Annotated in this window: 27 protein-coding genes and 1 pseudogene; 13 read left to right on the top strand and 15 right to left on the bottom strand. The window is 63.1% G+C overall.

Annotation, left to right across the window (positions count from 1 at the left end):
- Nucleotides 1-16: 16 nt before the first annotated feature.
- From lptA to FSY45_RS06495, 3 genes are all read left to right on the top strand, one after another.
- A complete protein-coding gene (gene lptA, locus FSY45_RS06505) occupies nt 17-673 on the top strand; it encodes a lipopolysaccharide transport periplasmic protein LptA (protein ID WP_046461690.1) in 657 nt (218 codons plus the stop codon).
- The gene (gene lptB, locus FSY45_RS06500; protein ID WP_003068196.1) at nt 670-1,452 is read left to right on the top strand and encodes an LPS export ABC transporter ATP-binding protein; all 783 of its coding nucleotides are present in this window, start codon (nt 670-672) and stop codon (nt 1,450-1,452) included. Before lptA ends, lptB begins: the two co-directional genes overlap by 4 nt.
- Nucleotides 1,453-1,597: 145 nt before the next feature.
- On the top strand, nt 1,598-3,199 hold the full coding sequence (locus tag FSY45_RS06495; protein WP_148747972.1) for an RNA polymerase factor sigma-54: 1,602 nt from the start codon (nt 1,598-1,600) through the stop codon (nt 3,197-3,199).
- Between the two features lie 189 nt (nt 3,200-3,388).
- On the opposite strand, the gene FSY45_RS06490 is transcribed toward FSY45_RS06495, so the two are convergent.
- The 3 genes from FSY45_RS06490 to FSY45_RS06480 form a co-directional block, all read right to left on the bottom strand.
- The gene (locus FSY45_RS06490) at nt 3,389-4,309 is read right to left on the bottom strand and encodes an aspartyl/asparaginyl beta-hydroxylase domain-containing protein (RefSeq protein WP_080746150.1); all 921 of its coding nucleotides are present in this window, start codon (nt 4,307-4,309) and stop codon (nt 3,389-3,391) included.
- A gap of 135 nt (nt 4,310-4,444) precedes the next feature.
- Nucleotides 4,445-5,677 carry a DUF711 family protein gene (locus tag FSY45_RS06485; protein WP_046461577.1) on the bottom strand — a complete coding sequence of 411 codons (1,233 nt, stop codon included), beginning with the start codon at nt 5,675-5,677 and terminating at the stop codon, nt 4,445-4,447.
- Nucleotides 5,678-5,734: 57 nt separating this feature from the next.
- Nucleotides 5,735-6,073, bottom strand: coding sequence for a tRNA-binding protein (locus FSY45_RS06480; RefSeq protein WP_003068205.1), 339 nt, complete (start codon nt 6,071-6,073; stop codon nt 5,735-5,737).
- 179 nt (nt 6,074-6,252) lie between these two features.
- On the opposite strand from FSY45_RS06480, the gene FSY45_RS06475 reads away from it, so the two are divergent.
- Nucleotides 6,253-7,551 (top strand): class I SAM-dependent RNA methyltransferase, encoded by a 1,299-nt coding sequence (locus tag FSY45_RS06475; RefSeq protein ID WP_046461578.1) that lies wholly within the window; start codon nt 6,253-6,255, stop codon nt 7,549-7,551.
- Nucleotides 7,548-8,039 carry a putative toxin-antitoxin system toxin component, PIN family gene (locus tag FSY45_RS06470; protein ID WP_046461579.1) on the top strand — a complete coding sequence of 164 codons (492 nt, stop codon included), beginning with the start codon at nt 7,548-7,550 and terminating at the stop codon, nt 8,037-8,039. Before FSY45_RS06475 ends, FSY45_RS06470 begins: the two co-directional genes overlap by 4 nt.
- A gap of 120 nt (nt 8,040-8,159) precedes the next feature.
- Here FSY45_RS06470 and fos read toward each other — a convergent pair whose 3' ends face one another.
- Nucleotides 8,160-8,570, bottom strand: coding sequence for a fosfomycin resistance glutathione transferase (gene fos / locus FSY45_RS06465; RefSeq protein ID WP_046461691.1), 411 nt, complete (start codon nt 8,568-8,570; stop codon nt 8,160-8,162).
- Between the two features lie 52 nt (nt 8,571-8,622).
- Nucleotides 8,623-9,426 carry an SDR family NAD(P)-dependent oxidoreductase gene (locus FSY45_RS06460; protein ID WP_046461580.1) on the bottom strand — a complete coding sequence of 268 codons (804 nt, stop codon included), beginning with the start codon at nt 9,424-9,426 and terminating at the stop codon, nt 8,623-8,625.
- Between the two features lie 239 nt (nt 9,427-9,665).
- On the opposite strand from FSY45_RS06460, the gene FSY45_RS06455 reads away from it, so the two are divergent.
- The gene (locus tag FSY45_RS06455) at nt 9,666-9,983 is read left to right on the top strand and encodes a multidrug efflux SMR transporter (RefSeq protein WP_003068215.1); all 318 of its coding nucleotides are present in this window, start codon (nt 9,666-9,668) and stop codon (nt 9,981-9,983) included.
- A 122-nt stretch (nt 9,984-10,105) separates the two neighbouring features.
- Nucleotides 10,106-11,242 (top strand): 3-deoxy-7-phosphoheptulonate synthase, encoded by a 1,137-nt coding sequence (locus tag FSY45_RS06450; protein WP_012840171.1) that lies wholly within the window; start codon nt 10,106-10,108, stop codon nt 11,240-11,242.
- A 100-nt stretch (nt 11,243-11,342) separates the two neighbouring features.
- On the opposite strand, the gene FSY45_RS06445 is transcribed toward FSY45_RS06450, so the two are convergent.
- The 5 genes and pseudogenes from FSY45_RS06445 to ureE all read right to left on the bottom strand — a co-directional run.
- On the bottom strand, nt 11,343-11,858 hold the full coding sequence (locus FSY45_RS06445; protein ID WP_003068219.1) for a GNAT family N-acetyltransferase: 516 nt from the start codon (nt 11,856-11,858) through the stop codon (nt 11,343-11,345).
- A 625-nt stretch (nt 11,859-12,483) separates the two neighbouring features.
- Entirely contained in the window at nt 12,484-13,143 is a 660-nt protein-coding gene (gene ureG / locus FSY45_RS06440) for an urease accessory protein UreG (RefSeq protein WP_003068221.1), read from the bottom strand.
- A gap of 32 nt (nt 13,144-13,175) precedes the next feature.
- The gene (locus FSY45_RS06435) at nt 13,176-13,508 is read right to left on the bottom strand and encodes an antibiotic biosynthesis monooxygenase (protein WP_046461581.1); all 333 of its coding nucleotides are present in this window, start codon (nt 13,506-13,508) and stop codon (nt 13,176-13,178) included.
- A 13-nt stretch (nt 13,509-13,521) separates the two neighbouring features.
- On the bottom strand, nt 13,522-14,238 hold the full coding sequence (locus FSY45_RS06430) for an urease accessory protein UreF (RefSeq protein WP_046461692.1): 717 nt from the start codon (nt 14,236-14,238) through the stop codon (nt 13,522-13,524).
- Nucleotides 14,225-14,743, bottom strand: a pseudogene (gene ureE / locus FSY45_RS06425) (urease accessory protein UreE); the annotation flags it as partial. The pseudogene ureE and the gene FSY45_RS06430, both read right to left, overlap by 14 nt.
- A 109-nt stretch (nt 14,744-14,852) precedes the next feature.
- On the opposite strand from ureE, the gene FSY45_RS06420 reads away from it, so the two are divergent.
- Complete coding sequence (locus tag FSY45_RS06420; protein ID WP_003068229.1) at nt 14,853-15,359, top strand: gamma-glutamylcyclotransferase; 507 nt, start codon at nt 14,853-14,855, stop codon at nt 15,357-15,359.
- Here FSY45_RS06420 and ureC read toward each other — a convergent pair.
- The 5 genes from ureC to FSY45_RS06395 form a co-directional block, all read right to left on the bottom strand.
- The gene (gene ureC / locus FSY45_RS06415) at nt 15,344-17,086 is read right to left on the bottom strand and encodes an urease subunit alpha (protein ID WP_046461582.1); all 1,743 of its coding nucleotides are present in this window, start codon (nt 17,084-17,086) and stop codon (nt 15,344-15,346) included. The two genes, FSY45_RS06420 and ureC, sit on opposite strands and share 16 nt — an antisense overlap.
- A 23-nt stretch (nt 17,087-17,109) precedes the next feature.
- The gene (locus tag FSY45_RS06410) at nt 17,110-17,781 is read right to left on the bottom strand and encodes a LysE family transporter (RefSeq protein WP_046461583.1); all 672 of its coding nucleotides are present in this window, start codon (nt 17,779-17,781) and stop codon (nt 17,110-17,112) included.
- Between the two features lie 6 nt (nt 17,782-17,787).
- Nucleotides 17,788-18,111, bottom strand: coding sequence for an urease subunit beta (locus FSY45_RS06405; RefSeq protein ID WP_003068236.1), 324 nt, complete (start codon nt 18,109-18,111; stop codon nt 17,788-17,790).
- 54 nt (nt 18,112-18,165) lie between these two features.
- Nucleotides 18,166-18,783, bottom strand: coding sequence for a HupE/UreJ family protein (locus FSY45_RS06400; protein WP_046461584.1), 618 nt, complete (start codon nt 18,781-18,783; stop codon nt 18,166-18,168).
- Nucleotides 18,784-18,847: 64 nt separating this feature from the next.
- Nucleotides 18,848-19,150 (bottom strand): urease subunit gamma, encoded by a 303-nt coding sequence (locus FSY45_RS06395; protein WP_003068240.1) that lies wholly within the window; start codon nt 19,148-19,150, stop codon nt 18,848-18,850.
- Nucleotides 19,151-19,215: 65 nt separating this feature from the next.
- Between FSY45_RS06395 and FSY45_RS06390 the strand changes: the two genes are divergently transcribed.
- The 5 genes from FSY45_RS06390 to urtA all read left to right on the top strand — a co-directional run bounded on the left by FSY45_RS06390 (nt 19,216) and on the right by urtA (nt 24,009).
- Entirely contained in the window at nt 19,216-19,446 is a 231-nt protein-coding gene (locus tag FSY45_RS06390) for a hypothetical protein (protein WP_012840162.1), read from the top strand.
- Entirely contained in the window at nt 19,439-21,508 is a 2,070-nt protein-coding gene (locus FSY45_RS06385) for a TonB-dependent receptor (RefSeq protein ID WP_223305680.1), read from the top strand. Before FSY45_RS06390 ends, FSY45_RS06385 begins: the two co-directional genes overlap by 8 nt.
- Before the next feature lie 14 nt (nt 21,509-21,522).
- Nucleotides 21,523-22,254 (top strand): DUF4198 domain-containing protein, encoded by a 732-nt coding sequence (locus FSY45_RS06380; protein ID WP_046461694.1) that lies wholly within the window; start codon nt 21,523-21,525, stop codon nt 22,252-22,254.
- A complete protein-coding gene (locus FSY45_RS06375; RefSeq protein WP_046461585.1) occupies nt 22,254-22,484 on the top strand; it encodes a hypothetical protein in 231 nt (76 codons plus the stop codon). The genes FSY45_RS06380 and FSY45_RS06375 overlap by 1 nt, the downstream gene beginning before the upstream one ends.
- Nucleotides 22,485-22,740: 256 nt before the next feature.
- On the top strand, nt 22,741-24,009 hold the full coding sequence (gene urtA / locus FSY45_RS06370) for an urea ABC transporter substrate-binding protein (protein WP_046461587.1): 1,269 nt from the start codon (nt 22,741-22,743) through the stop codon (nt 24,007-24,009).
- Nucleotides 24,010-24,025 lie beyond the last annotated feature (16 nt).

The raw sequence follows: 24,025 nt of genomic DNA, 5'->3' as shown, positions 1-24,025 counted from the left end.
AAGAAACGTGCCTTCCATGAAAAAAACACTCCTACCTCTTGCGCTGGCCTGCGCCCTGGCAGCAGCGACCGGCATTGCCCATGCCGAAAAAGCCGACAGCGCCAAGCCCATGAATATCGAGGCGGATGCGTTGCGTCATGACGAGCTGCAGCAGACCAGTGTCTTTACTGGCAATGTGGTGATGACCAAGGGCTCCATCGTGCTGCGCGGTGCTCAGCTCGATGTGCGGCAGGACGCCGAGGGCTATCAGTACGGTGTGATCAAGGCCGAGGCCGGCAAGCGTGCCTTCTTCCGCCAGAAGCGCGATACCGTGGCCGGTCAGCCCGAGGAGTTCATCGAGGGCGAAGGCGAAGTCATCGAGTACGACGGCAAGGCCGATATCGTCAAGTTCATCCGTCGTGGCGAGATGCGCCGCTACCGTGGCGGTCAGCTCAGCGATCAGGTCACGGGCTCCATCATCGTCTACAACAACATTACCGACGTCTATACCGTCGATGGCCAGAAGACCAGTGGCGGCCTGCCGAGCTCCTCCGTGGGACAGGGTGGCCGTGTGCGCGCCATCATGGCGCCCAAGGATGGAACGCCGGGAGCCCAGCCTAAGCCTGCAACACCTGCCACGCAGCTGCGCCAGAGCATGACGCTGGGCGGTGAGAAAGCCGACGAGAAGAAATGAGCGAGCCGACTTTCTCCAGCAGCCGCAGCGGCGAGTCCGACAGCCGCCTGGAGGCCAAGCATCTGGCCAAGTCCTACGGCAGCCGCAAGGTGGTCAAGGATGTGTCCCTGTCCGTGCAAAAAGGCGAGGTGGTCGGTTTGCTCGGCCCCAACGGTGCGGGCAAGACCACATCGTTCTACATGATCGTGGGCCTGGTGCGCAGCGACGGCGGCGAGATCTTCATCGACGGCCAGCCAGTGGGCGGCATGCCGATTCACCAGCGTTCGCGCCTGGGCCTGTCCTATCTGCCCCAGGAAGCCTCCATCTTTCGCAAGCTCAGCGTGGAAGACAATGTGCGCGCCGTGCTGGAGCTGCAAAAGGACGAGCAGGGCAAGACGCTGACGCAGGGCGAGATCGAAAAGCGCCTCACGGGCTTGCTGCAGGAGCTGCGCGTAGAGCATCTGCGCCAGTCGCCGGCGCTGGCGCTGTCCGGCGGTGAGCGCCGTCGCGTGGAAATTGCCCGCGCCCTGGCCACGCAACCGCGCTTCATTCTGCTTGACGAGCCGTTTGCAGGCATCGACCCGATTGCGGTGATCGAGATCCAGCGCATCATCGGCTTCCTCAAGGAGCGCGGCATCGGCGTGCTGATCACCGACCACAACGTGCGCGAGACGCTGGGCATCTGCGACCACGCCTTCATCATCAGCGACGGCCATGTGCTGGCCGAAGGCACGCCCGAGGAGATCGTGGAGAACGCCGATGTGCGCCGCGTCTATCTGGGCGAACATTTCAGAATGTGATGACCCCCACGCTCCCTCACTTTGTGTGGTCGCTGCCCCCGGAAGGGACCCTGACCGGCAGCGCCGAGGTTTGCCTTGGGGCAGCCCGGCGGCAAACCCATAGCACTGCGCGCGTTTGCAATGATTGTCTGGGGGCCGCGCCTCGATGAAGCCAGGTCTCTCGCTACGCGTTTCGCAGCATTTATCGCTTACGCCGCAGCTGCAGCAATCCATTCAGCTGCTGCAGCTCTCCACCCTGGAGCTGGCGCAGGAAGTCGAGCAGATGCTGGTCGACAACCCTTTTCTGGAACGTGCGGGCGATGAGGCAGAAACTGCGGGAGATGCTCCTGTAGATGTAGCTACTAGCGCCAGTGAATACAGTACTTCAGATGGTATTCATGTTGAAAGGGATGCATCGCAAGCGCAACAAGCTACTGAAACGGTAGCGGAGACATCAAGCCCCGAAACCCCTGAAACGCTGAACTGGGAGGCCGAGGGCATGGACGGCCAGGACGGGGAATGGGGCGGCGAATCCAGCAGCGAGTGGGATACGCCCTCGGCCAGCAGCTCCACGCGCAACCGCGATGGCGACGACGAAACCGATGCCATCGATCTGGCGCGCGAGCACCAGAGCCTGACCGACTTTCTGCACCGTCAGGCGCTGAGCCTGCATCTGGGCGCGGCGGACATGGCGGCGCTGCGCTTTCTCATCGAGTCGCTCAGCGACGACGGCTATCTCGAGGATTCCCTGCAGGAGCTGGCGCAGAGCCTGGCCGGCGACGACCTGGAAGAGCGCGAGGAGCTGGAGCAGCACTTTGCCATTGCGCTGAAGCTGCTGCAAAGCCTGGAGCCCGTGGGAGTGGGCGCGCGCGATCTGGCCGAGTGCCTGCAACTGCAGCTGCGCGATCTGATCCGCACGGCCGAGGACGAGGGCACGACCGAGGCGCATATGAACCGGCTGCTGCTGGCGCAGGCCATCTGCGCGCAGCCCATGGACTTGCTGGCGCGGCGCGATCTGCGCAAGCTCACCAGCCTGTGCGGCGCGCGCGAGGAACAGCTGCGCGAAGCCATGGCCCTGATCGCCAGGCTGGAGCCGCGTCCGGGTCGGCGCTTTGTCGATGTGGAGCGCCATATCGTGGTGCCCGATGTCATCGTGCGCCCGCTGCGGGCCGGCTCGGGCCGGGTGGACTTCTCCGTGCAGCTCAACCCCGAGGTCATGCCGCGTCTGCGCGTGCACGACATCTATGCCAGCGTGCTGCGCCGCCACAAGAACAGCGACGGCCATGCGGCGCTGCAGCAGCAGTTGCAGGAGGCGCGCTGGTTCATCAAGAACATCCAGCAGCGCTTCGACACCATCTTGCGTGTTTCCGAAGCCATCGTGGAGCGGCAGAAGAACTTCTTTGTGCATGGCGAGCTGGCCATGCGCCCGCTGGTGCTGCGCGATATCGCCGACACGCTGGGCCTGCACGAGTCCACCATCAGCCGCGTGACCACGGCCAAGTACATGGCCACGCCCCAGGGCACTTTCGAGCTCAAGTATTTCTTCGGCTCGGGCCTGGGCACGGAAACCGGGGGCAGTGCCTCCAGCACGGCCGTGCGTGCGCTGATCAAACAGTTTGTCGATGCCGAAGATGCCAGAAAGCCGCTGTCGGACGCCAAGCTGGCCGATATGCTCAAGGAGCAGGGCATTGAGTGTGCGCGCCGCACCGTCGCCAAATACCGCGAGCAGCTCAAGATACCCACGACCACGCTGCGCAAGGCGCTGTAGGGCACCGCAGAAACAAGAAAGCCGCTGATGCATCACACAGCGGCTTTCTTGTTCTGTATTTAGGGCGGGAGCCTTGATAAGGCATTCCTCAAGCAAGGGGCAGCGAGCAAGAGCCGCCCTTGCGGCGATGCTGCCGTCCCCCTTGGGGGCGCCCGGCAAGGGGAAGGCGCGTAGTGCCTCAGGGGGTTATCAAGAAACCAACCACCAGATAAACCAGACCAGCACGCCGATCATCAGGCCGAACTTGAGGATCTTGTAGAAGGTCGGATTCCAGTCGCGGAAGGCACGGCGGTACTTGCCCGCATAGAACGAGATCTTGAACAGCTTGCTGATCATGCCGCGCGGATCGCCCTCGTTGTTGGGCGAGCTGGCGGCGGCCACCACGTTCTTGCCCAGCCAGTGATTGAGCCACTGGGCAAAGCCATTGGTCATGGGGCGCTCCACATCGCAGAACAGCACGATGCGGTTGCCTTCCGAGCGGTTCTCGGCCCAGTGCATAAAGGTCTCGTCGAAGATCACGCCTTCGCCTTCGCGCCAGCTATAGGGCTGGCCGTCGACCTCGATCATGCAGCGGTCGTCGTTGGGCGCCAGCACGGCCAGGTGATAGCGCAGCGAGCCCGCATAGGGGTCGCGGTGCAGATTGAGCTTGGCGCCGGGCGGCAGCTCGGCAAACATGGCGGCCTTGACGCTGGGAATCGATTTCACCAGGGCCGTGGTCTTGGGGCACAGCTCCATGGCCGAAGGGTGGGCGTCGCCGTACCACTTGAGGTAGAAGCGCTTCCAGCCGGTCTTGAAGAAGGAGTTGAAGCCTGCGTCGTCGTTGTTGGCGGCGGCCTTGATCTGCATGTTCTTTTGCAGATTGACGGCTTCCTCGCGGATCTCGCGCCAGTTGGCCTGCAGCGGCGCCAGCTCGGGGAAGGTGCTGGTGGGCAGATAGGGCGTGCGCGGCACCTTGCTGAACATCAGCATGAAGACGTTGAACGGCGCTGTGAACGTGGAGTGGTCAAACAATTGCTTGACCACCTTGTGGCGCACCTTGCCGCGCAGATGCATGTACAGCCCGCAGCCAAAGAAGAGCAGCACCAGTGCCAGAACGATAATTTTTGCCATAAGGGCCAATTTTACCGGGGGCACCCCGGCGGCCACCATGGGGGCAGGTCAAACAGAACCGGGGTAGGGGAATATCAAAAGCAATAGCTGCCGGCGCTTGACGGCCAAGCGCAGCAGCCGGTCGGGATCAGATACTCAAGGCAGGGCCAGTACGGCGCAGTTGCACAGATCGGCGCTCTCGAAGGCCGTTGTGTCGCCCGCTTTGAGCCCCGGCACGGGGAACAGGCGCACCGTCAGCGGCTTGTTGAGGCGAAAAGCCATGGTGCCCGTATCGCGCATGACGGCAGCGATCTGCTCGGCGCTGCTGTCGCCCGGCACGGGCACGGTATCGAGGCCGATGCCGCAGACGCTGCTGTAGGTCAGCAGGGCGCGGATATCGAATTCATCATTCAGACTGGCCTGGGCCAGGCCTTGGTCCTCGGTCACGGCCAGCATCAGGCCGCTGAAGCCGATCTGTGTCACGCCGTTGACCGATTTGAAGACGCGGGTCAGCAGGGCCGAGGCTTCCACCGTGCCGCTGGCGCCGAAATAGGGCACGCCCAGCAGTTGGTAGACATCGACCATGGAGGCGCAGGACTTGGATGGCGCGGCCGAGGTGTCCATGCCAGCGATATGCCAGCCCTCGGCCAGCGTCACGCCGTCGGCGCAGCGCTGGATGGCAGTGGCATGCTCGTTCAGGGTCTGGCTCAGGCGATCGAATGCGAGCTTGAACCACGCCGCGTGATCGAGCTGCTGGCGCTGCTGCTGCAGCTCCTGCAGTTCAGCCACCATGAGGTCTGGCGTTTCCAGGCCCAGCACCAGGGCGCCGTGGTGCTTGCCGCGGTGGTAGCTGGCCGGGAAATAGGGAATGCCGGGCGCGCAGTTGAAATTGACTGTGAAGTTGAAATTGCCTTCGCCGCGCGGCGTGGTGCGCGCGATTTGCTGAATCGCCTGCACGCTGTGGGCCAGCAAGTCGGTCTGCAGAAAGCCATGTTCATCCAGATCGATGTTCACGCAGGCATTGCACAGGTCGCCATAGGCGGCAATCAGCTGCGGCAGCAGCGCCACTTCCTGCGCATTGCGCGCTTCGCCCACGGCAAAGCGGATGCGGCGTTTGCCAGTGTTGATGGCCTTGAGCGTTTCGGCAATGCGCTGCAGGCCGGCGAGGGCGCTGTCTATGCCGTGGACGTCTAGGTATTCGCCGAACGGGTTGCTCACAATGCGGATGGACTGCACCTGATAGCCCCGGGCCTCGATGGCATCGGCCACGGCATCGCATTGCTGCTTGGCCTGGGTCAGGCCGGCCTGCCACTGTGCCTCATCGGCGCTCAGGTTGACAAAGGCGGTGACGGTGCGCACGCGCACCAGCGGGTTGAAGCTGATATTCATAGCAGTATCCATAGGCAGGAGAATGGCTGGCGGCCATTTTGCCTCTGAATATGCCGATCACAGCAGGCGTGTGCCCAGCGGCACCTCCTTGTCGGGCACGCACAGGGCCACGGCTCCCGTGGCGTCGTGAAAACCGGTCACAAGACATTCGCTCATCAAGGGCCCAATCTGCTTCTTCGGAAAGTTGATCACGGCCACCACCAGCCGTCCTATCAGCTCCTCGGGTTGGTAATGCTCGGTGATCTGCGCGCTGGACTTGCGCTGGCCCAGCTCGGGACCCAGGTCCACCAGCAGCTTGTAGGCGGGTTTGCGGGCCTCGGCAAAGACCTCGGCCTGCAGCACGCGGCCCACGCGCAGCTCCACCTTCATAAAGTCGTTCCAGCTGATTTCTTCCATGTCGTCATTGCTCCTTGGCCTGGCATCATGCCTTGGGTCCTGCGAGCATCTGTAGAGCAACGCTTGTCGTGCGCGGGCACCGGAAAAGGCCTAGCGCGTATGCTTATGCCCTGTAAAGCGCACAACAGGCTCCCGTGAGCGTCCGGCGCCTGCGCCGTTGCTGGCGCGCACTGATTTCTATGAACCAACTGCATTTGTTTCTGCCCTGCGCCGCCGGCGTCGAGGGCTTTCTGGCCGACGAGGTCCACGCCATCACCGGCGCCAGCGGGCAGGATCTGCTCGTGGGCCGGGGCGGCGTCATGCTGCGCGGCATGTGGCGCGATGCCATGCTGCTCAATCTGCACAGCCGTCTGGCCCAGCGCGTGCTGATCGAGCTGTCGCACACCATGTACCGCAGCGAGAACGATCTGTACCGTGCCGCCAGCGAGGTGGCCTGGGAGATCTGGTTCACGCCCAAGGAAACCTTCAAGATCGAGGTCACGGCCCAGCACAGCCCGCTGACCAGCCTGAACTTTGCGGCGCTCAAGGTCAAGGACGCGATCGCCGACCGTTTTCGCGCCAAGCGCAACGGCGTGCGTCCCAGCGTGGAGACCCACCACCCCGATGTGCGCGTGCACCTGCACCTGACGACCGACGGCGCGACCATCTATATCGACACCTCGGGCGAGGCGCTGTTCAAGCGCGGCTGGCGCGAGGACAAGGGCGATGCCCCGCTCAAGGAAACCCTGGCCGCGGCCATGATTGCTGCCTCGGGCTGGAACCCGCATGGCGACAATCCCCAGCCGCTGTACGACCCCTGCTGCGGCAGCGGTACCCTGGTGATCGAGGCCGCGCAGATCGCGCGCAGGATTCCGGCCGGCATTCTGCGTCGCTTTGCGTTCGAGAAGCTCGTGCCCTTTCAGCGTCATGTCTGGGAAGCCATGCTGGATGAGGCCGAGGGCCAGATCCTGCCCGAATCGCCGGTGGGCATTTACGGCTCGGACATCGCTTTTCGCATGGTGGACTTTGCCCAGCGCAATGCCGAACGTGCGGGTGTGTCCGATACCGTCAGCCTGCGCGGCGGCGATGCATTGCAGCGCATGCCGCCCAGCGAGCAGCCCGGCATGATGCTGCTGAACCCGCCCTATGGCGAGCGTATCGCGGCCGCCGGCAGCGCAGGCCGCAATGCGGCCGAGCGCATGGGCCAGGTCGAACGCGCAGGCCGTGAAACCGCGCAGACCGAGGACGGCGGCGAATTCTTCAACCAGCTGGCCAGCCACTGGAAGAAGAACTACAGCGGCTGGAGTGCCTGGATGCTGACGCCCGACCTCAAGCTGCCCAGCAAGATGCGCCTCAAGGAGTCGCGCCGCACGCCCATGTGGAACGGCCCTATCGAGTGCCGTCTGTTCCGCTTCGACATGGTCAAGGGCGCGGTCAAGCCACGCAGGCCCGCGGACGATGCTGCTCAGAGCGGCAAGCCGGAAGGCCGGCCTCAATGAAGATCGCTCCCCTGCGCTGGCCGGCCTGCAACGCCGGCTACGACGGCCCTTTGCCGCGTCCCATGATTCTGGACACCAATGTGGTGCTGGACATGCTGATCTTTGACGACCCGTATATTCCCGCCATCCGTGAGCTGGTCGCCCGTGGCGAGGTGCGCTGGATTGCCGATGAGGCCCAGCGCATCGAGCTGGGTCGTGTGCTGCACTACAGCCAGATTGCGCCGCGCGTCAGCTACTACGGCAAGACGCCCGAAGGCGTGATGGCCGCTTTTGATGCAGCCGTCGAATATGTGTCCGCCGCACCCAAGATTCGCTTCACCTGCACCGATCCCGACGACCAGCATTTCCTCGATCTGGCCAGCCAGCACAAGGCCTTGCTGGTCAGCAAGGACAGGGCCGTGCTCAAGCAGCGCAAGCGCGTGGCAACGCACTATGGCGCGACGGTGGGCAATGTGGTGGTGATGGAAGAGGAGCGGCTGGCCGCCTAGTGTGGCGAAGCAAGGCGTGCACCCCGGTATTGACTGGCAGCGCTACTTGGAGCTGCTGTGTCAAACAGGCTCTTGCACCTGTTTTGGCCTGAGTATTGCCTCCGTTGCCTGCTTGTTGGCTCAGTCGAAAAACCGCATGCCCGCATAAGGCCGCAAGCGGCATTGCGCCAGGCGGCTTTCCAGCGAACCGACATGGGCTTCGAGCTGGTGGCCGTCCGGGTCCAGAAAGTAGAAGGAATCGCCTTCGCTGTGGTTGCTCTTCCACTCCCGGACCCCGCATGACCTGGCATGCTCCACAAAGTGCGCGAAGTCCTGCTGAGCGATGGTGAATGCGTAGTGGGTGTAGTCAGAGCTGCAGGCCTGTCTTCGCTGTTCGTCTGACGACAGGCACAGCCACAGATTGCCGAGTCCCAGATAGGCACCCGTATCCCACTGCGCGCGTAGACGAAATCCCGGCACCTGCACGTAGAAGTCAACGCTGCGCTGCAGGTCCGCGACGGCAAGCGTGAGGTGATTCAATCCGGTAAGCATGGTGGCGATGGGCATGGGCAACACAAGGCGTGGAGTGTGCCATTGCCGTGCATCACTTCGTTCTGGGCAGCCACGGCACGCCGTTGATATGGCTGCCGCCATCGACAAACAGCGTATTGCCCGTGACATAGCGGCAGTCTTCGCTGGCCAGGAATAGGGCCGCGCCGCCAATGTCCCGCTCGGGATCGCCCATATGGCCCATGGGATTCAGGCGCAGCATGTCGGCTGCGTTCTCGGGCTGGCTCGCCGCAAATCTTTGATAGGCTTCGGTGGCGGCGCCGGGACACAGGGCGTTGCAGCAGATGCCAAAGGCCGCCCATTCGCGCGCGGCAGAGCGGGTGAGCGTGCGCAGCGCTTCCTTGGCCATGTTGTAGTCCACAGAATAAGGGTGGGCGTTGACGCCGTTGAGCGAGCACATATTGATGACCCGGCCCCAGCGCCGCTCCTTCATGCCGGGGAAGACTGCCTGCATGGCCCAGAGCGCCGATTGCGCACCTATGCGCCAGGCCCAGTCGGAATCGAGATCGCCGAGCGTTTCGACCCTGGCAAAGCCGGGCTGGCTGCCGGGACGCCGACCCCAGGCATTGTTGACGAGGATGTCGATGTGGCCGAACTGCGCCAGGGCGGCATCGACCATGCTCTGCACGGCGATATGCTCGCTCACATCGGCCACGGCATGTCCCACCTGAACGCCAAATTCGGCGCGGATTTCTGCGGCGACCCTGGCACAGGTTTCGGCATTGATATCGGCCAGCCACAGGCTGGCGCCTTCCGCCGCAAAGCGGCGTGCCACGCCTTTGCCAATGCCGGCACCTGCGCCCGTGATCAGGGCTACGCGGTCTTGCAGTCGGGTCATTGTTCAGCTCTCGTCGTTCCATGGACGAGTCACTGTGCGGTGCCGCCGGCGTTGCGGCATCGTCGAATCGGACGAGAAATCGGCCCATGATTGTGGCGGCCGAACCACCCATGGCTGGCCCGGATTTGCCCATGCGGATTAGGATTCATGCCGCAGGGACGACCTTGCCGGACCATGCGATGCATGGCCTGTATTCCTGCCGGGACGGCCTGGCCATTCGATCTTCAAAGAGGTTTTCTATGGCTTGGGTTTATCTGCTGGTGGCCGGCGTTCTGGAAGTGGTCTGGGCCTTCACCATGAAGCAGTCCCATGGTTTCACCAACCTTAAATACAGCGCCATCACCATCGTGGCCATGATCGCCAGCTTCGGTCTGCTGTCGGTGGCCATGCGCACGCTGCCCCTGGGCACGGCGTATACGATCTGGACCGGAATCGGCGCCGTGGGTGCATTCCTGGTGGGCGTCACGGTGCTGGGCGAGCAGCTCAGCGCCATGCGCGTGGGAGCGGCCGTCCTGATCGTCAGCGGTCTGGTGCTGATGAAGCTGTCAGCGGAGTGAATGCCCGGGCTTCGTCCCGGACAGAGCTGCAGTTCCATGCGGAACTCGCTCTCGATCTCCTGGTGTGAATGGCTGCGGGGGACGAACGCGTGGGGTGAAGCGCATGGCGCGACAATAACGGGATGACATCCTCCACGACGCCCCTGCATCCCAGCGCAGCTTCGGCCCGCAAGGCCCAGCCCAAACTGACCACGCTGGACAAGACCCGCATTGACGACACACGCATCAAGATCGTGCGCCCGCTGCTGACTCCGGCACTGCTGGAAGAGTGGCTACCCGTGACCGAAGAGGCGCAGCAGCTGGTCGAATCCAGCCGTGCCGCCATCTCGCGCGTGCTGCATGGCCAGGATGACCGGCTGGTGGTGGTGGTCGGACCCTGCTCCATTCACGATCACGATCAGGCCATGGATTACGCGCGCCAGCTCAAGGTCCAGGCCGATGCGCTCAAGGACGATCTGCTGATCGTGATGCGGGTCTACTTCGAGAAACCGCGCACCACCGTGGGCTGGAAGGGCTATATCAACGACCCGTACCGCGACGGCAGCTTTGCCGTCAATGAAGGGCTGGAGCTGGCGCGCCGCCTGCTGCTCGATGTGCTGGCGCTGGGCCTGCCTGCGGGCACGGAATTCCTGGATCTGCTGTCGCCGCAGTTCATCAGCGACCTGGTCAGCTGGGGCGCGATTGGTGCGCGCACCACGGAGAGCCAGAGCCATCGCCAGCTGGCCAGCGGTCTGAGCTGCCCTGTGGGCTTCAAGAACGGCACCGACGGTGGCGTGAAGGTGGCCAGCGATGCCATTTTGGCCGCCCAGTCCTCGCATGCGTTCATGGGCATGACCAAGATGGGCCAGAGCGCGATCTTCGAGACACGCGGCAATCAGGACTGCCACATCATCCTGCGCGGCGGCAAGGCTCCCAACTACGACGCTGCCCATGTCCAGGCTGCATGCGAAGTGCTGGAAAAAGCGGGCTTGCATCCGCAGGTGATGATCGACTTCTCGCATGCCAACAGCAGCAAGCAGCACCGTCGCCAGATCGATGTATCAGCGGATGTGGCCGAGCAGATTGCCGGGGGCGACACACGCATCACCGGCGTGATGATCGAAAGCCATATTCACGAAGGCCGTCAGGACATTGTCGAAGGGCAGGAGTTGCAGTACGGTGTCTCGCTCACCGATGCCTGCATCAGCATGGAGCAGACGACGCCGGTGCTGGAGCAACTGGCAGCCGCCGTGCGCGCACGGCGCCTCAAGGCGGCCTGAGGCCGGGCACACGAAGCTGGATGAACAAGAGGCGCCGCGGCGCCTCCTGTTCTTTTCAAGGGGAGAGTCCTTTTGGACATCGGGCGGAATGCCCGTATCTTCAAAGCTCCAGCGTCAGCTTGAGCATGTCCTTGTGCTGCACGCCACGCTCCCACAGCGGGGTGGTGTAGTTCTGCAAAAAGAAGTCGCGCTCGATGTCGGTGACGCGAAAACCCAGGCGTTGATAGAACAGCAGCTGGTCGCCAAAGCTGCCAGTTCCCACTTCCAGCTGTTGTACGCCGCGTTCGCGCATCTCACGGATGGCGCGCTGCAGCAGGGCCGAACCTATGCCCTTGCTCTGCCAGGCCGTGGATACGGCCATATTCATCAGCTCCCATCGGTGAAGGCCGTCGCCCTCGGGGACCAGCACGCATACGCCGATCAGGGCGCCGAGGCCGCTGGGCGTGAACTGGGTCGTCTGGCGCGCTCCAAAACAGGTGGAGCCGGGCAGATAGCGCTTGACGCGCTCGCGCGAGGGGTCGGCCAGCAGCAGCAGATGCCAGGGGGCTTCTGCGGGGTTCATGGTGGTGATATGCCAGGAGTCGGTCGTGCCCGGGCCGGCCAGCGTGGAGCTCATGCGCGCACTCCCTTGCGGCGGAAGGCGGGCGCTGCATATCGGCCGGGCTGGATGTCGGCATTCACTCGATGGGACGAAAGCCCGTCCATCTGCTGCAAACCACAATCTCGCGCCATTTCCACTTTCCACCTGCGGGAGTTGTGAGCCCGCCACAAATATTGTCAACAGGCCATAGCGTAGCAGTCGGCGGACAAATTCGGTGACGTACTGGTGAAAAGTACAGCGTACTGCGGCAATTTTGATGCAGGAATCTCGCAAATATTGATTTGCACAGGCCTCGCAACCGCGTGAGCGAGCACTTCAAGGCAGTGCACTGACGAGCCTGACGCCCTTTGCGCAGGACGGGCTTTGCAAAAACAAAGATCGTGGTTTATACTTAGTCGCAAGGGTTAACCCTTAAGGTTTAACCCGCGAATGACAGTACATGAGATGCGTGCTGTCCATCGCTTGAAGTGCATCTCTTGATTTCATAGAAAGTTCATCATGCGCCAAGCTATCAACTCCCTGATCGAATTCATCCAGGAAGCTCGCGAGTTCCATCTGGACCTGGCCAACCAGTAATCACGTACTGGTTAGAGAAACAGCCGCCGCTCTAGGCGGCTTTTTTTCGTCCTGAAAGAGGTGCTCAGGCCGCCAGCAGGCCCTGTTTCTCTATGAAGGCCACCACCTCGTCCAGACCTTCCAGTGTCTTGAGGTTAGTCATCACAAAGGGCTTGAGACCCTTGGGCGTGGTGCGCTGCTTGATGGTGTCGCTGCGCATGATGTCCAGATTGGCGCCCACATGGGGAGCGAGGTCGGTCTTGTTGATGACGAAGAGATCGCTCTTGGTAATGCCGGGGCCGCCCTTGCGTGGAATCTTCTCGCCTGCTGCCACGTCGATCACGTAGATGGTCAGATCGGACAGTTCGGGGCTGAAGGTGGCAGCCAGGTTGTCGCCGCCCGATTCGATGAAGACGATGTCGGCATCGGGGAAGTCCTTGAGCATGCGGTCGATGGCTTCCAGGTTGATGGAGGCATCCTCGCGAATCGCCGTGTGCGGGCAGCCGCCGGTCTCCACCCCCATGATGCGCTCGGCGGGCAGGGCGCCGCTGATGGTCAGCAGGCGCTGATCCTCCTTGGTGTAGATGTCGTTGGTGATGGCAACCAGGTCCCATTTGCCGCGCATGGCCTTGCAAAGCATCTCCAGAATCGTGGTCTTGCCCGAGCCCACGGGCCCGCCTATGCCCACGCGCAGCGGCGGCAGCTTCTTGGTGCGGTTGGGGATATGGTGCAGTGCGGTCGACATGGTGAGTTCTTTAGTGAATGAGAGGGTTGCGATCAGCGGGCCTTGCCGTAGGCACGCTCCACCTTGGCAATGCGCAGCTCGAAATGCTGGTACCAGGTGGTGTGACCTTTTTCCTGGGCGATCTGGTGTTCGGCGTTGTGCTTCCATTGACGGATGGCTTCCTCGCTTTCCCAGTAAGACACGGTGATGCCGAAGCCTTCGGCATCGCGGGTGCTTTCTGCGCCCAGATAGCCTGCCTGCTGGCCGGCCAGCTCCACCATGCGGTCGGCCATCTCGCCATAGCCCTGGTCCGTCTGGGTGCGCAGGGAGGTGAAGATGACGGCGTAGTACGGTGGCTGGGGTGTGGCGGCAAACAGAGCAGACATGGCGGATGGAGGTTCAGCTACGGAAAAGTCGAGAATACTGGTGTTCATGCTGGGCCGAGAGAATGGCCAGCATGGGCGAAAAAGCCTGTCTTGCGTTGTCCGGCAATGCCAGCGCGTATTCGACGGCGGCGGGAATCTCGGAAGTCAGTCGCGCCAGGATGCGCTGGCCGGCGCTCTGGCCCAGGGGGACGGCCTTGATGGCGGCCTGAACCATGTTCTCGGCCCAGCCAAAGGCATAGGCCAGCAGCGCATCGCGCGGTGTGGCGCCGGTGCATTGGGCTGCCAGCGAGAAGGCGATGGGGTAGCTGGCATCCTGCGCGGCCAGCCAGTGGACGCAGGCCAGCGGGACTGCTTCGTCGGCGTAGCGGTTTTTCAGCCACTCGGTCAGCGAGCGGCCCATCTGCTCGGTCTGTAGGCGCAGCTCGCTGGTTTCGCGCGTGACTCTTACCCACTGGTTGAGGCTGGCAATGCGCGCCAGATCCTCGCTTTTCCAGGCCGGCATGGCCTGCGCAATCACGGCCATGTCCCCGCGAGACTGGGTCAGATGCAGCTGCTGCACCAGCCAGCCGGCGGCCTCTGCCTCCGTTGTGACCAGCGTCGCATTGATGGCCGCTTCAAGCCCTTCCGAGTAGGAAAAACCGCCGATGGGCAGGGCCGGCGAGGCCAGCCACATCAGCTGCAGAAAGCTCTGCGCGCCCAGAGCCAGCAATGGCTCAGTGGGCGTGGTCATGCGAGTGTCCATGGCCGTGATGATGGTGGCTGTGGCCATCATTGGTCACATGGCCGCCATAGGCGCCTCCTTCGGGCTCGAAAGGCAGGTCGGCTTCGACCACCGTCATATGCATGCTGCGCAGCATATCGGCCAGAACGTGGTCGGGTTCGATCTTCAGATGGTCGGGCTGCAGCTCTATCGGCACATGGCGGTTGCCCAGGTGGTAGGCCGCGCGCATCAGGTCAAACGGCGTGCCATGCTCGGCGCAGGCCGTGATCTGCAGCACTTTTTGCGGTGCGGCCAGCACGCGGATCAGGCTGCCGTCTTCGGCCACCAGCACATCGCCGCCGCGCACGGCCTGGCCGCGTGGCAAGAAGACGGCCAGCTCGCGACCCTGGCTGTCGGTGGCAGCAAAGCGGCTCTTCTGACGCACGTCCCAGTCCAGTTCCACGGACGCGGCGCGTTTGAGGATGACGGTGGAAAGGCCCTGGCCCTGGAGCAGCAGTTTGTTGGCAGTGAGCATGGTGAATTCACAATGAAATAAAAGGCCCGAACCAGATTGGCGCGCATGTTGCATGCCCTGCGCATATCAGTGATTTTGATGGACAACTCTTTTGGAAACTTCGACAGAAATGGCAGCCCCGACCTCTTTGCATGATGCGCCTGCCGACTGGCAGGGCTGCGGCGCAGCCTATGTGGCGGTGTATGGCACTTTGCGTGCCGGTGGCATCAACGATATTGCAAGGCTCCAGCCAGGCGTTGCCTGTGTCGGCAGGACCCAGCTGACCGGCACTTTGCATGACCTTGGCTGGTACCCGGGCCTGAGGCTGCAAGGCTCGCAGGCCGTGCTGGCCGAGGTCTACCCCATGGACGCAGCGCTGGAGCGGGCCATGGACCGCATCGAAGGCCTGTGGCCCGAAGACCTGGGCGAATACGCCAAACGCATTCTGACCCTGCCCGTGATGCTGACCCAGGGCGGTCAGCAGTCCATCACCGTGCTGGTCTACGAAGCCTTGCCCGCCACCGTGAGCGCTGCGCCGGAGCTTGCCGTCAGTGACTGGCTGGCCTGGTTTGAGGGCAAGGGCATGCAGCATCCGGATTCGGAGTTTCAGCTCAACACCGCTCAGAACAGAAAATAGCGCTGTGCCATGGGCAGGCTGACCGCAGGCTCGCAGGTCAGCAGATCGCCATTGGCGCGCACGGCATAGGTCTGGGCATCCACCTCCATATGTGGCGCCAGATCGTTGTGGATCATGTGCTGCTTCTTCACATTGCGTATGCCCTTCACCGCCGACAAGGTCTTTTGCAGCCCGAAGCGCTGGCCGATGCCGGCGGCAAGCCCTGCCTGGGAGACAAAGGTCAGCGAGGTCCTGGCAAGCGCCCCGCCAAAGCTTGCAAACATGGGGCGGTAATGCACGGGCTGAGGCGTGGGAATGGAGGCGTTCGGATCGCCCATGGCCGCCATGGCGATGCTGCCGCCCTTGAGTATGCAAAACGGCTTGACGCCAAAGAAGGCGGGCTTCCAGATCACGATATCGGCCCACTTGCCCACCTCGATGCTGCCCACCTCGTGGCTGATGCCATGGGCAATCGCGGGATTGATGGTGTATTTGGCGATATAGCGCTTGACGCGGAAGTTGTCGTTGCGCGCGCCGTCGCCGCTCAGGGCGCCGCGCTGCAGCTTCATCTTGTGCGCCGTCTGCCAGGTGCGCAGAATGACTTCGCCCACGCGACCCATGGCCTGGCTGTCGGAGCTGAACATGCTGATCGCGCCGATGTCGTGCAGGATGTCCTCGGCCGCAATCGTTTCCTTGCGGATGCGGCTTTCTGCAAAGGCCAGGTCTTCGGCAATGCCGGCGTCCAGGTGGTGGCAGACCATGAGCATGTCCACATGCTCGTCCAGCGTGTTGATGGTGTAGGGGCGCGTGGGGTTGGTGGAGCTGGGCAGCACATTGGCCTCGCCCACCACCTTGAGGATGTCGGGCGCATGGCCGCCACCCGCGCCTTCGGTGTGGAAGGTGTGAATGGTGCGCCCCTTGAAGGCGGCCACGGTGTCCTCCACAAAGCCGGACTCGTTGAGCGTGTCGGTATGGATGGCGACCTGGGTGTCGGTGTCCTCGGCCACATCGAGACAGTTGCTGATCGCTGCCGGCGTGCTGCCCCAGTCCTCGTGCAGCTTGAGGCCGATGGCACCGGCACTGATCTGCTCGTGCAGGCCGCCGGGCAGGCTGGCATTGCCCTTGCCCAGAAAGCCCAGATTCATGGGGAAGGCGTCGGCGGCCTGCAGCATGCGTTCCATATGCCAGGGGCCTGGCGTGCAGGTGGTGGCGAAGGTGCCGGTGGCCGGGCCGGTGCCTCCGCCGATCATGGTGGTCACGCCGCTGGTCAGCGCTTCTTCGATCTGCTGCGGGGCAATGAAATGGATATGGGTGTCGATGCCGCCTGCGGTGACGATATTGCCTTCGCAGGAGATGATCTCCGTGCCCGGGCCGATGATGATGTTCACGCCCGGCTGGGTGTCGGGGTTGCCGGCCTTGCCTATGGCCACGATGCGGCCGTCCTTGAGGCCGATGTCGGCCTTGACGATGCCCCAGTGGTCCAGGATCAGTGCGTTGGTCAGCACGGTATCGACCGCGCCACCTCCGTCAGGGCCGGTTCCCGTCCCGTCGCGTGTGCGCTGGCTTTGCGCCATGCCGTCGCGGATGGTCTTGCCGCCGCCGAACTTCACTTCCTCACCATAGCCGCCAGCGGCCAGGGTGTAGTCTTTTTCGACCTCGACGATGAGCTCGGTGTCGGCCAGGCGCAGACGGTCGCCCACGGTGGGGCCAAAGGTTTCTGCGTAGGCTCGTCGGTCCATGGTGGCCATTGAGGAATCTCCGATTCAGGTGTTCAGCGCAGGGACTGCTGCTGGGCCGCCGGTGGCAGGGCGGCGGGGCTTGTGCCGAGCAGGTCGCGCAACGTGCCCAGTGCCAGGGCCAGCAGCAGTGCGGCGCAGCAGCGGTAGGTAAAACGGCTCCAGTGCGCGGCAGCGCGACGGAAAAGCCGGTCCACCAAGGCAGCGCAGACAAAGCACCAGAGCAGGGACGAAGTCATGAATCCCGCGAAGAACAGCCCGTAATCGCTGGCGCCGGGGTGGGCCACGCCCACCGCCCCCAGGGCGCTGCCCATGGCGGCCCAGTAGGCCAGGTTCTGCGGGTTGGTCAGCGACAGGGCCATGCCGCGGCGCAGGGCCTGTTTCTGCGTGGCGGCGGCGGTGGCAGGGGCATCGAGCCGGTGTTCGGTACGCGCGGCCTGCCAGCTGTCCCAGGACAGCCAGAACAGGTAGGCGGCGCCCGCCAGACCAATCGGCCAGCGCAAGGCGTCGACCTGCATGACCAGACCAATGCCGGCCAGGCCCAGCAAGGCCCAGCTTGCATCACCCACCAGCGAACCCAGCTGCACGGCCAGCGCCGGACGATAGCCGCCGCGCACACCTTGGCGCACGGTCTCAGCAAACACCGCTCCGGGCGCTGCGTTGAACACCAGGCCCAGCACAAAAGCAGAAGCAAACAGCATCAGCATGGCAGGTCAGTCCCTGGAATCTGCGGGCAGTGGGCCCTGGACCAGACCGCGAAAACCATAGATCTGGCGATCGCCGCCGATTTCGACCAGCTCCACCGTGCGCTGCTGGCCCGGCTCGAAGCGCACGGCCATGCCGCTGGCAATATTCAGTCGCATGCCGTGGGCGGCGGCGCGGTCGAAATCCAGACCCGCATTGGTTTCGGCGAAGTGGTAGTGCGAGCCGACCTGAATCGGCCGGTCGCTGGCATTTTTCACCACCAGCGTGAGCGTGCGGCGGCCGGGGTTGAGTGCATGGCTGCCCTCGTCAAGAATCAGTTCGCCGGGGATCATCTTTCGCCTCCTTGCGCAAAGGCCTTGTGCTGCGTTGTGCCAGGGTGTTTCATATCAGGCCAGTTTTGTCAGCATGAAAGCGCCGAGCGCGGCAGTGGCTGCACCGCCGAACCGGGCCAGCCACTGGTGGCGCTGCATGAGGGCATGACCGAGCACCATGCCGGCGATATGCAGTGTGGCCGAGCCCAGTGCAATGCCCACCAGCGCGCCGACGGCTGCCAGGCCGCTGTCTCCGGCCAGCTCAAAGCCGTGCGCAGCGCCGTGGAAGAAGGCAAACACTGCGGCCAGGGAGGCGGCGGCGGCCCAGGGCATTTTTTGCTGAACCAGCACCAGCAGGCCCAGCACCAGCACCGATGCGGCAATCATGGGCTCCACGCCCGGCACCCACAGGCCGGCAAAGCCGGCCACGGCCCCCGCCACCAGAAGGGCCACAAAGGCCGCAGGTGCACGCCAGGCCGTGCGCAGGCCGGGCATGGTCAGCGCACTCCAGGCACCCACGGCCAGCATGGCGGCCTGATGGTCAGCACCGGTAAACGGGTGGGCAAAGGCATGACCCAGGCTGTCGAGAAAGTGGTGATGGCCGCCTGCATCGGTGCCCATATGTGCGAGGGCGGACAGGGGCAGTGCAGTCGCCGCGGCGGCTGTGGTGGCAAGGAGCTTATTGAATTTCATAGCTATCTGCGCTTGATGGATAAGGGTTTGATGGCTGAAAGGCTTGAAGCCTCTGGAGGCTGCTTCAGGCGATGGGCTCATGCACGGTGACCAGCTTGGTGCCATCGGGGAAGGTTGCTTCGATCTGGATGTCGGGAATCATTTCGGGGATGCCCTCCATCACATCGGCGCGGGTCAGCACGCTGCGGCCTTCGCTCATGAGCTGGGCCACGGTCCTGCCATCGCGTGCACCTTCCATCACAAAGGCACTGATCAGCGCCACGGCCTCGGGGTAGTTGAGCTTGAGGCCACGAGCCATGCGCCGCTCGGCCAGCAGGGCCGCAGTGAAGATCAACAGCTTGTCTTTTTCGCGTGGTGTCAGTTCCATCTTCTTCAATCCCTCAGTCGGCACGCGCATCCGGCAGGGCTGAATGAACGCGAGGAGTCAGTTTCATGCCCTTTTATGTAGCAAGTGCCATGCCAAAGGCCAGTCTTTATTGCCAGCCTGCAGGCAAGCCGCCGCAGGTGTTTTGCACCTTGTTGGTGCTGTCGGCACGCAGTTGTGCACCACGGCGTATCGGTGAGGCAGCGATGGTGCTTTGTGGTGCATTGTCGATCCGTAGCGGTGCATTGCATGGCACGAACTTTGCTGTTCTGGTGCATGTACAAAAGACCATTGAATAGGGGATTCGCTCAGGGCCTGGGTACCACGGCAAGACTCGGAGTGCTGGCCTTGGGCGGTACGCTGTGGATGGCTTCAGCCGTACAAGCGCAAACAGCCGAGGAAGGCGACAAGGTATTGCCCGAGGTGAGGGTGAGTGCCATGGTCAAGGGACAGGCACTGGATGAGGCGCAACGCGCGTTTTCCGTCACCGAGTTCAGGCGCGACGAAATTCGCGAGCAGCCCAGACAGGAGGTGGAATCGTTGTGGAGCCAGGTACCTGGCATGCATGTCAATCACTACCAGCTCAGCGGTGTGGCCAACGGGCTGGTGCTGCGCGGCTTTGGCGGCGGCGGCCACGGCGGCGATGTGGCGGCCACACTGGATGGAATCCCGCTCAACGAAGCCATGTCGCATGCGGATGGCTATTTCGATCTCAATGTGGTGGTGCCGCTGGAGCTGGACAAGGTCAATGTCTATCGCGGTCCCGTGTCGGTGCTGCAGGGCAATTACAACCGCGCAGGGTTGCTGGAGCTGCGCACGCGGCGCAACGGCAGCTATGCGGAGTTCGATGTCAGCGCCGGCTCGCATGGCATGTTCGATGCACAGGCCGCTCTCGGGCGCGAGCTGGAAGGCGGGGATCAGCTCAACCTGGCGACTCAGCATGCACGCGGTGATGGCGCGCGGCCCAGCGCGGGCTATGAGCGAAGCACCATCAGCGGTACCTGGAAGCACCATGTGCATGAAAAGCTCGATATCTCGCTGTCCGGTCGCTGGCATGAGGCGCGTGGCGACTCGCCCGGCTATCTGACCGAAGCGCAGTGGCGGCAGGACCCACAGGGCAAGGACAGTCGCGTGGAGGGTGATGGTGCCAACAAGCACTTTGGCACGCTGCGCCTGGATGCGCAGTACGCACTGGATGCCGATACCCGGCTGCTGGGCTTTGTCTACGGCACGCAGCAGGATTTTGTGCGCTGGTTCACCCGCCCGCGCAGCACCACCTGGATGCAGCGCGAGGAGCGCTATGACCGCAGCGTGCTGGGAGTGGGCCTGAATCTCAGCGGCAAGTCGCTTCTGGCGGCGCGCGAGCTGAACTGGATGCTGGGCCTGGAGCAGGTGCGCGAGTCCACGGACTATGGCTACTGGGATGGATTGCTGGATCGCCGGCGTACCGGCCCTGCATTGAATGATCGCAATACGCGGCTCGACAACACGGCGATCTACGGCCAGGCTGGCTGGCATCCAACGGCCTGGTTGCAGACCACGGCGGCCCTGCGCTGGGATCACTTTGACGGCCGCTGCCGTCTGCTGGGAGCGGAGGCCGGTGGCGATGAATGCAATCGCATGCATGGCCGCAGCCATGCCAGCCCCAAGCTGGGAGCACTGGCGCAGCTCAATGCCCGCACAGCCGTGCGTGCCAGTTGGTCGCAAGGCTTTGCGCTGCCCAGTGACTTTGCCAAATACGCGCTGCGCAACAGCGATCTGCACGCCAATGTCTTTCGCCAGAGCGAGCTGGGCGTGGAGTGGAAACCATCAGGCCATTGGCTGATCGATGCCTCGCTCTACCGCATCAGCTCCAGCCATGAAATACGCAGCACGGCACCTGGTGAGTATGAAAACCTGGGCGCGACCGTGCGCAAGGGTGCAGAGCTGCAGCTGCACTGGCTGCCCAGCCGCAACTGGCATGTGGAATGGACTTATGGCCACAATCGCTCCGAAGTCACGCAGAACGCGGATGCCGCACTGCTGGGCCGGCGCGTGGTGGCCGTGCCCGAGTACACGAGCACCGTGCATGCGCGCTGGATGCCGCGCAGCGATGTCACCGTGCATGGATTGCTGCGCCATGTGGGGCGTGCGCCCATCAACGCCAGCAATACCGAATGGGCCGGCAGCTTTCGCTGGCTGGACCTGGGTCTGCAATACCGATTGCCCGCAAGCCTGGCGCGTAATGCCAGCCTGAGCCTGTGGCTGCGCAACGCCGCCAACACCCGCTATGCCAGTACCACCACCATGATTGCCGGCCAGCGTCTGGTCGCCCCCGGCGCGCCGCGCAGCGTGCAGCTGGGCCTGCAATTTTCCTTATGATTTCCGGAGCTTCCATGTCTGTTTGCAGCACACGTAAAAACATCATCGCGCGCATTCTGTGCACCACGGCCGCAGCCTGGCTGCTATGCGCCAACCCGGTTTCTGCCCATAACGTCTGGCTGGAGCCTGATGCGCAGGGCGGCTATGTCTTGCAGTTTGGCGGTCATGAAGGCAGGACAGAAGCCTTCGATCCGGCCAAGCTGCAGCGTGTGCATGCCTATGACCTGCGCGGACGTGAAGTGCCCAGCGCCATACAGAATGTGCAGGGTGGCATCCGCATCAAGCCCGATGCCAGTGCTGCGCTGATCGCTGTGGAACTCGATAACGGCTATTTCAGCAGTACGGGTGCCGAGGGCGCCATATTGCCTCTGCCCATGGACCAGAACCCCGGTGCGGTGCGCGGCGTGCATGCGCGCAAGTTCCACAAGACCGTGGTGCGCTGGGGCGCCGTCATGCAAAGGCCGCTGGGGCAGATGTTCGAGGTGGTTCCGCTTCAGGGGCAGTCTCCCCATGCCGGTCAGCCGCTCAGGCTGCAGGTGTTGCTGCATGGCAAGCCGCAGTCTGGCGTGAGGCTGTCCTGGGGTGAGAAGGGCTCTCCCACGATGACGGACGCGCAGGGGCTGGCGACCATGACGCCTGCTGTCGGCAGCAATACGCTGCAGGCCATACTGCGTCAGCCTGTGCAGGGCGACCCCATGACAACCGAGAACAGCTACGAGTATTTGCTGCGCTTTGCCGTGCATTGATGAAGCTGCGCTCCGTCGGCCTTCGCACCGGAGAGCAGATTCTGCAAGGCATCCGCGAGGCGAGGATTTGGCGTGCAGATCAGCAAGCTGCATGTCTATGCGGTGCAGGACGGCAAGGCCTGCAAACAACTCGATCCGCGTTGCTGCAGGCTGAGATCAAGACTGCTCTCGATCCGTGGACTGGCAAGCTGCGCAGCGCGGCCTTGCCGGCATGCCTGCAGCTGGTCTGAGTCGACAGGCTGTCGTGCACTTCAATAGTGCCGGCTGGTTTGCGCGGTCTGCATCTGGTGCATGCGGCACTGCAATGGTGCCTGCATGTGGCCGATGTTGATCGCACAAAGTTGCATTCGGCCTGTGCTCGGCAAAAAAGCGGCAGCAGCGCCGCCGTATGCAGTGAGCAAGCCATGGCGGGTGGTGCTGGCACGGTAATTGCACTTCAGTTTTTGCGGTCAATGTGACCGAACAAAACCTCCTGGGAGTGCTGAAATGAATCGTCGCGGAACCCTCACAACACTGGCTGCATCCATGGCTCTGGGCCTGGGCTTGACTTCTCAGGTGCTGGCTGCAGACACCATCAAGGTGGGTGTGTTGCACAGCCTCTCGGGAACCATGGCCATCTCCGAGACCGTGCTCAAGGACATGGTGCTGATGGCCATCGACGACATCAATGCCAAGGGCGGCGTGATGGGCAAAAAGCTCGAGCCCGTTGTGGTGGACCCCGCCTCCAACTGGCCGCTGTTTGCCGAAAAAGCCAAGCAGCTGATCACCCAGGACAAGGTGGCCGTGGTCTTCGGTTGCTGGACCAGCGTGTCGCGCAAGTCCGTGCTGCCGGTGTTCGAGCAGAACAACGGCCTGCTGTTCTACCCCGTGCAGTACGAGGGCGAGGAACTCTCCAAGAACGTCTTCTACACCGGTGCCGCGCCCAACCAGCAGGCGATTCCCGCTGTCGAGTACCTGATGAGCAAGGAAGGCGGCGGTGCCAAGCGCTTTGTGCTGCTGGGCACGGACTATGTGTATCCGCGCACCACCAACAAGATTCTGCGTGCCTTCCTCAAGTCCAAGGGCGTCAAGGATTCCGACATCATGGAAACCTACACTCCCTTCGGCCACAGCGACTACCAGACCATCGTGGCCGATGTGAAGAAGTTCTCCACGGGCGGCAAGACCGCTGTGATCTCCACCATCAACGGTGACTCCAACGTGCCCTTCTACAAGGAGCTGGGCAATGCCGGCCTCAAGGCCAAGGACGTGCCGGTCGTAGCCTTCAGCGTGGGTGAGGAAGAGCTGCGCGGCGTGGACACCAAGCCTCTGGTCGGTCACCTGGCGGCATGGAACTACTTCATGAGCGTGAAGAACCCGACCAACACGGCCTTCATCAAGCAATGGGGCGATTACGCCAAGGCCAAGAACATCGCCGGCCACAAGGACAAGCCGCTGACCAACGACCCGATGGAAGCCACCTGGGTCGGCATCCACATGTGGAAGCAGGCCGTGGAGAAAGCCAAGAGCACGGATACCGACAAGGTGATCGCCGCCATGGCCGGCCAGACCTTTACCGCACCCAGCGGCTTCACCCTGAAGATGGACGAGAAGAACCACCATTTGCACAAGCCCGTGATGGTTGGCGAGATCAAGGCAGACGGTCAGTTCAGCGTGGTCTGGAAGACCAAGGGTCCGATCAAGGCCCAGCCCTGGAGCCCGTATATCGAAGGCAACGACAAGAAGAAGGACGAGCCCAACGGCAAGAGCTCCTGATTCGCTCCCTCGGACT

Origin of the sequence: Comamonas sp. Z1 (assembly GCF_008121555.1) — a bacterium.
Taxonomy (GTDB): domain Bacteria; phylum Pseudomonadota; class Gammaproteobacteria; order Burkholderiales; family Burkholderiaceae_C; genus Comamonas; species Comamonas thiooxydans.
This window is presented reverse-complemented; position numbering and strand designations above follow the sequence as displayed.